The sequence below is a fragment of the Marinobacter sp. EN3 genome (assembly GCF_000475315.1).
Taxonomy (GTDB): Bacteria; Pseudomonadota; Gammaproteobacteria; order Pseudomonadales; family Oleiphilaceae; genus Marinobacter; species Marinobacter nauticus.
In genome coordinates, this window is the sequence record NZ_AXCC01000034.1 from 1 (window position 1) to 6,315 (window position 6,315).

General features: G+C 51.9%; 5 protein-coding genes. 1 reads left to right on the plus strand and 4 read right to left on the minus strand.

Translation table 11 applies throughout. The annotated features are described in order from the left end of the window. On the plus strand, positions 1–263 hold a 263-nt coding region (locus Q675_RS38425; RefSeq protein ID WP_227499573.1), incomplete at its 5' end, for a hypothetical protein. A 159-nt stretch (positions 264–422) separates the two neighbouring features. On the opposite strand, the gene Q675_RS31325 is transcribed toward Q675_RS38425, so the two are convergent. From Q675_RS31325 to Q675_RS31340, 4 genes are all read right to left on the minus strand, one after another. Beyond that, the gene (locus Q675_RS31325; RefSeq protein ID WP_023011532.1) at positions 423–1,445 is read right to left on the minus strand and encodes a hypothetical protein; all 1,023 of its coding nucleotides are present in this window, start codon (positions 1,443–1,445) and stop codon (positions 423–425) included. Beyond that, positions 1,442–4,099 (minus strand): toxin VasX, encoded by a 2,658-nt coding sequence (locus Q675_RS31330; RefSeq protein WP_023011533.1) that lies wholly within the window; start codon positions 4,097–4,099, stop codon positions 1,442–1,444. The genes Q675_RS31325 and Q675_RS31330 overlap by 4 nt, the downstream gene beginning before the upstream one ends. Further along, positions 4,096–4,722, minus strand: a complete 627-nt coding sequence (locus tag Q675_RS31335) for a DUF4123 domain-containing protein (RefSeq protein WP_023011534.1) — start codon at positions 4,720–4,722, stop codon at positions 4,096–4,098. The genes Q675_RS31330 and Q675_RS31335 overlap by 4 nt, the downstream gene beginning before the upstream one ends. Then, a partial coding sequence (locus Q675_RS31340; protein WP_023011535.1) for a type VI secretion system Vgr family protein occupies positions 4,719–6,315 on the minus strand: 1,597 nt, incomplete at its 5' end. The genes Q675_RS31340 and Q675_RS31335, both read right to left, overlap by 4 nt.

A 6,315-nucleotide genomic window follows, 5' to 3' on the forward strand; every position in this document is an offset into this window, starting at 1 on the left:
GTCATGAGAAATCCGGGCTAGAGCTGCCACTAAGCAGCAAAGTATTTGAGGACGTCCCGAATTTACTAGCTACAGCGTCGAATAGCTTTTTCGCGTCTTCAATCACCAAATATCAACCTTTACTGGAGGCATTTCTAGACCAGGTTGTGGGCGATATATCAGTTCCCCCTGAAGCCCGAAGATCTGGTCATCATCCTCATAAACCTTTCTATATGTTGCTGTGGCTACGGCATTATGAACTCTTGTCCCTTCATGAAGGGTGAAATCAGCGCCAGTCCAAGTCACAGGTGTCCGATTTGGCTGAAGTACCTGCTCTCTTTCCTCCGCATCAAATACAGATCGCAATTGCTGCTCTACCCGCGCCAGAGGTCGTAAATAACGCTTTCCCTCAACTTTAAAAGACCGACATTGTTGATAAAAAATCACCTTGGCAGAGTTTTACGCATCCGTTCGTGAAGCTCATCCAGCTCTTGCTGTTTTTGTACCATGTAGTCTTCTTCGATATCGATCAGGCGGGTTGTTGGGCCGTTTGGATCTAAGCGCTCTTGCACAACTTCCGGCCAACGATGTCGGGCTTTTTTTCTATCAATCTTCTGTATACATTCCATTCCGAATGCTGGCAGAAAGAGCATGTAAGAAGTCAACCAAGAAAGAAAGGCGGTTCCAGAAACACCATGGCCCTCTTTACGTTCTTGCCCCAGTGTTCTTCTTGACTCAAGTACAAGGTCAAAAAAGGAAAGTTCGCCAGACTTCAAGCTTTTGTCTATGAATAAACTCTTAAACTCGGTCCTATTGCCATTCTCGTCAAACCACGGGCCAATCGTCATATAACATCTTAGATATTCCCAGATACCGACCACGGTTCGCAGGCGCTTGCCCGCTGGAACCCCTGATAAGTTCAGCGCTATCCGGTCGTCAGGGGCACCAAATTTCTTAAGAATGATTTCCAAATTTCCATGAACAATGGAACCTGAATACTGATTGATCACTTGGTATTCGTAGGCAACAGCCTCTATGTCGCTCCATTCTGCATGGTAGAGTTCACCCTTAAGGTCGTAATAAATCTCCTGAGTACGCCGATTAAAAACTATCGGCAGTGATGGTGGGCGGTTTATCTCCCATATTGCAGGACCGAAAATAACTAAAACTGAGAGTAAGAAAACCCACCAATCTAGATTGGAGCTATAAGGCGCTCCAAACAGATTGGGCAGCAAAACAAGAAGTATCCCAACTGCACCCACGAAAAAACCCACGCCAGTTAGAATGCCTTTGCTTTCTGCACTGCCTGTTCGTAAAGAAAGAAACACGCAATCCTGTGACTCTACAAGACCTGGCTGCGACGGTGCGTAGCCACTACTTGATTTGCCATTCAGTAACAGTACATTCGATGATGTCCCGAATTTACTAGCTACCGCGTCAAATAGCTTTTTCGCGTTTTCAATCACCAGATATCAACCTTTACCGGAGGCATTTCCAGACCGGGTTGGGGACGATATATCAGCTCACCCTGAAGCCCAAAGATCTGGTCATCATCGTCATAAATCTTTCTGTATGTTGCTGTGGCTGCGGCATTATGAATTCTTGTCCCTTCATGACGAGTGAAATCAGAGCCAGACCAAGTCACAGGTGTTCGCTTTGGCTGAAGTATCTGCTCTCTTTCCTCCGCATCAAATACCGATCGCAATTGCTGCTCTACCCACGCCAAAGACCGGTAACCAACGCCGTTCCTCAACTCATCTCCTGAAAAGTAAATCGTTTCAGGGCCCAAGGCGCTTTGCCCCGGAAGCTCAAGAATCAACCAACAATCCTGCATATGGATTCCCGTATGCGGATTAAACCTCCGAACCCTCTCCAACCTGAGTTTGATAGGAAAAATAGCCGTGTACAATCGCTCCATCTCATCTCGATAGTTCCCGGCCCACCCAGCGGGCTTCACGCCAAATCGGGTATTTGCAAGCCAGCGCTCGAGCGGAGTATTCTGCAAGTAGTGACGGGCTACTAACCCTCCAATTAAAGATGCAGTTAAGCCTACTGACAACGCTGTGTAGTAGCCACCCAATCTGGACAAACCTCGAATTGAAGATGCAACTTGCAATCCCAGTGCCGCCGCCCTTGCCTCACGATATGCCCTGAAGGCTCTGACACTCAGCGCCAGTTGTCCTGATGACACTCCCATCAAACTGACTTCAACTGCAGCCGTATCAAAATCCCCCGCACGGTATGACTCGATCGCTTGAGTGCCAAAAACAACTATATCAAAAGCCGCAGTGACCGCAGTGAACGCGGCAGCAAACGCCCCCACCCCGTGGCTATACGCGTCTGGGTTAGCTGAACGGGATAATCCTTCTTTCCAATTAAGCTCAGACATCTTGTGCTCTAGAGATAAAGCCGCTGCTACGAACCCTGTGACACTACCAGCAGCCTTTGCAAAACCTCCGACATCTTTATCAGGATCAGTATAAAAATCTGAGATTGCAGACACCATGTTCATTCCAGTCAAAACAACCAGAACCGAACGCAACGGTGCCTTTTCTAAAGCGTCCGCCAGTCCATAAGGATTCCCTTTGAAATACTGTCCAGCATTTGCAGATACTGCCCTGATCACGGGCACTTTACGCGCATCGGCAACCGGAGGGCTGAGAGGCGACACTGAGTTTCCGCCATTTTTTGCCGACTCACTCAACCATTGATTAGACTGAACAGCACTCACGCTCTCCACCGCCAATGTCTGGCCAGTTCGAGCTAGCCCCGAAACCAGGAACCCGCTTCCTAAAAGTGATATTCGGTTTGGAAACCCTCTCAACTCGACCGCAGCGACAGGCGAAACAGCATTGAATAATAATTGTGTCGGAGGCGTCGGCGCTCTAGCGACAAGACCGGAAATCTTGGAATTAATCGCGGCAACAAGCGCTGTTGCCGTTTTCGAAAGATCTTCTATGGAGTCGTTCGCCATATCTCCGACTTCAACGAGCTTCTCGATTTCTCCGAGGGACAGGCGCTCTCTTACCCCAAGCAGCGCATTCCAGAACCACTGGGCACCCTCGCCCTGTATGTCGGCCAGACGACCAATCGCACCAGCGCCTTTGCTGAAGTAAGATGGGCCTAACAGAGCAAGACCAAATTTTTCTTGCAAAATGGTGTGGTGGTCTTCTCGGGTAAGATCAAGGCTCTCACAAGAACTTGCCAGTGTTTCAGGACCGTTTGCACATTCGAGCGTCTCCATCCACCGAATCCAGGAATCGAGCAGCCCTCCAACAACTTCTTCAAAATGGGATTGAGACGAATCTGACTCACGCCAGGCCCTCTGCAATTTGGGCAGCTCAACGAGCTCAGGAAGCTTTGCCTCAAGCTGACTGTCCGTCTCGTATAGATCCCTGATTGTCTTGGCAAGGCTCCACTCCCCACCGAACCGAGCTCGCAACCGCTCCTGATTGTCGTGGGCGAGCCGAACCAAAGCGGCCAGATCCTCTGTCACGCCCCAAGGGTCATCAACAACCCCCATTATCCGCTGATCAAACCTCCTCGTGGCACGTTCGATTTGAGGCCAATGCGGAATCGTTGGCGTTAACCCTGACCAATCGAAGTCTTCGATATTAGCGACTTCCGGCAGGCTATAAAACGTCTGTTCATCAAGCCCCTGACAGTGCGGCGCACTTCCCGGGACCATTCTCCTCATGAATTTCTCGCGCTGATCAGACTCATTCACAATCATATCAAAATGAGCATCAGACCACTGGTTTTCGCTCCAGGCAATATCGACCGGCTCTCCCGAGGGAAGCGCTAAAAAAACCGACGTTCTGGAATCAATAACCTCTCCGCCCCGGCTCGTTTCCTGAATATGGGAGTTCGTCACCGAGTACTCGATCAAGCGATCGTCATAGCTGCTCCACACATATAACCAGCCGTCTCTCAACAAACGAGGAACCAATCCAAGCATTCGATCCTGAAGACGCGTATACCGCTCAAAGTTGGGAAATAGATCTGGCAGGTCAGGTAACTCCAATCCAGCTAGCAAATCGCCTTCATAGTTCAAAGGACCAATGGCGTATCGAAGGGGCACAAAAGCTGTCATTAGCGGACAGGTTGCACAATAAGTCATAACACTTCCCTGTGTTTTAGATCGTTTGACGAACCCAGTGCAGATAATAGATCTGAGCCGAAATGGAAGTGAGGCACCACTTTTTGTGAGAGGAGCGCCGGCTCATCCGAAGCATTGTCCTCCGAGGCCCGTGTTGGTTGGTATCTTGTGATCGATGCTGTTTCAGATTGGAAAAAAATAGAGCCAACACCCGACCAGAATTGCGGAGGGAAATGACCGTCAGCCTCAGCCAATCTTGAAACTACCCTGGCATCACCGAGCCTCAACCAAGCCAACAACTCTCCGGGCATAATCACTTGCACTCGTGCCCTCAGAAAATCCAATAAACCCATCTCATCATAAGATGTGTGATACACCGCTGCTCTTCTCATTATGGGATGATTGTTTTCCCATAACGCCTTAAGAACAGTGCTAGCTCTCAGATCCGCAATCATCGGCCCCAAAGCAGACACACCATCATATACACCATCCTTCAATACCATGAGAGGGCATACATCTAACCCCAATTCATACCAGCTTCGCAGCCCATGCTTAGAACATGCGCCGTCAAAAACCAAGAACATATGCTCGGCCGGTGGTAAGGGCTGAAGGCTTTCGCTAATCGTTGAGGTTTGAAGCATCATGAAAGCGCCTCCTTATCAGACCTTACAGAGCAGACCTCCGAGAAAACTTCTTCCTTTCTTGCGGCATTTCTAAAGCTCGCGGCCTGCTTCAGGTCTGCCTCAATCGGCCTAACCTCATCCACCCTTAACGACAGAGCCTCAATGTCTGGCCGACCTCCGGTATCAGATATTTGGGGCCCTGTTGAGCTAATCGAGCCATCAGGTGTTAATGCATTTGGCAACAACGGCCCCGTGACCCCAACCCCACTGCCACTCCCCGGCCCACCCCCGGAGTTCATCCGCACCAGAGGCCCAGACACCGTCACCCCACTCGGGTCTACCTTCACAAAGCTGCCACCCGCTTTAAGTGTCACCTCGGCACCCGCCTCAATCACAATTTTCATACCAGCCTTGTGGTGGATTTCGGTGCCGGCTTCCACCAGCTGGTTTTTGCCCTGCTTGCTGTGGTGGCTGCCGTTTACGGTGAGACTGTAGTCGGCGCCGATGCTCTCGCGATGTTCGCCATCTGTGGTGTGGTGGCGGTTGCCTTTGGTGTGGCTGAAGCGGTTGTTCTCCACCGTCAGGTGGCTGTCTTTCTTGATGACTTCCGTGCGGTTGTGTTCGGTGAGCAGGTCCAGGTCCTTCTGGGCGTGCACGTAGATCTGTTCGTCACCGGCTTCGTCTTCAAAGCGCAGTTCGTTGCTGCCCTCACCCTTGTGGGTTTTGGTCTTGAGGGTGGTCCGGGTTTTGTGTTCCGGCAGCGCGTACGGCGGTGTGTTGGTGGCGTGGTAGGTTCTTCCGGTGATGATGGGCTGGTCCGGGTCGCCGTCCAGGAAGCTGACGATGACCTCGTGGCCAATTCTGGGCAAGGCCATAAAGCCGTATTGGCCACCCGCCCAGCCCTGGGCCACGCGCAACCAGGCGCTGCTGTGTTCGTCGTTCTTTGAGTATCTATCCCACGGGAACCGGACTTTCACCCGGCCGTACTGGTCGCAGTGGATTTCTTCACCCTCGGGGCCGGTGACGAGCGCCATCTGGGGGCCGTCCATCACGGGTTTGTGATTACACAGGGGGCGCCAGGTTTTGTCGGCCGGGATGGCGCTGAAGGTGTTGTGGTAGCTGGTGGGCTCACTGCCACCCTCTTCTTCCAGGGCCTGGGGCTGTTTGCCGGTGTGGGTAATAGCGGTGAGCAGCCATTCCCGGTTCAGGGTCTGGCTGTCGTGGTCCTGCAGTTCCACTTTGGCGCCGGGGGTGAAGTCCGGGCGGTTGCTTTTGCCGTTGGCCATGGATGCGTCGTTTCTAAGGGCATCCAGTTTGTTCTGGGTGAACGGCTGGCCGCTGGCGTCGGCTTTGTAGCGGCCGGGGTAGTCGTAGTGCTGGTAGTCTTCCCGGTGGTTAACACCGCCGGCACTTTGTTCATGCATCAGGGCGTAGGCGGGGTTCTTGAAGGTGTAGTCCTTCATGGCCACGGAGGCGGCTTTGACCCGCTCTTCGTAGGCGAACTGGAATACGCAGGCCTGCTTGGTGCTGCCACCGGCTTTGGTGTTGCAGGTAACCGGGTCCAGTTTCGGGGCGTCACCGTGGTGGTCGGCAAGAATCAGTGCCGGTTGTTCT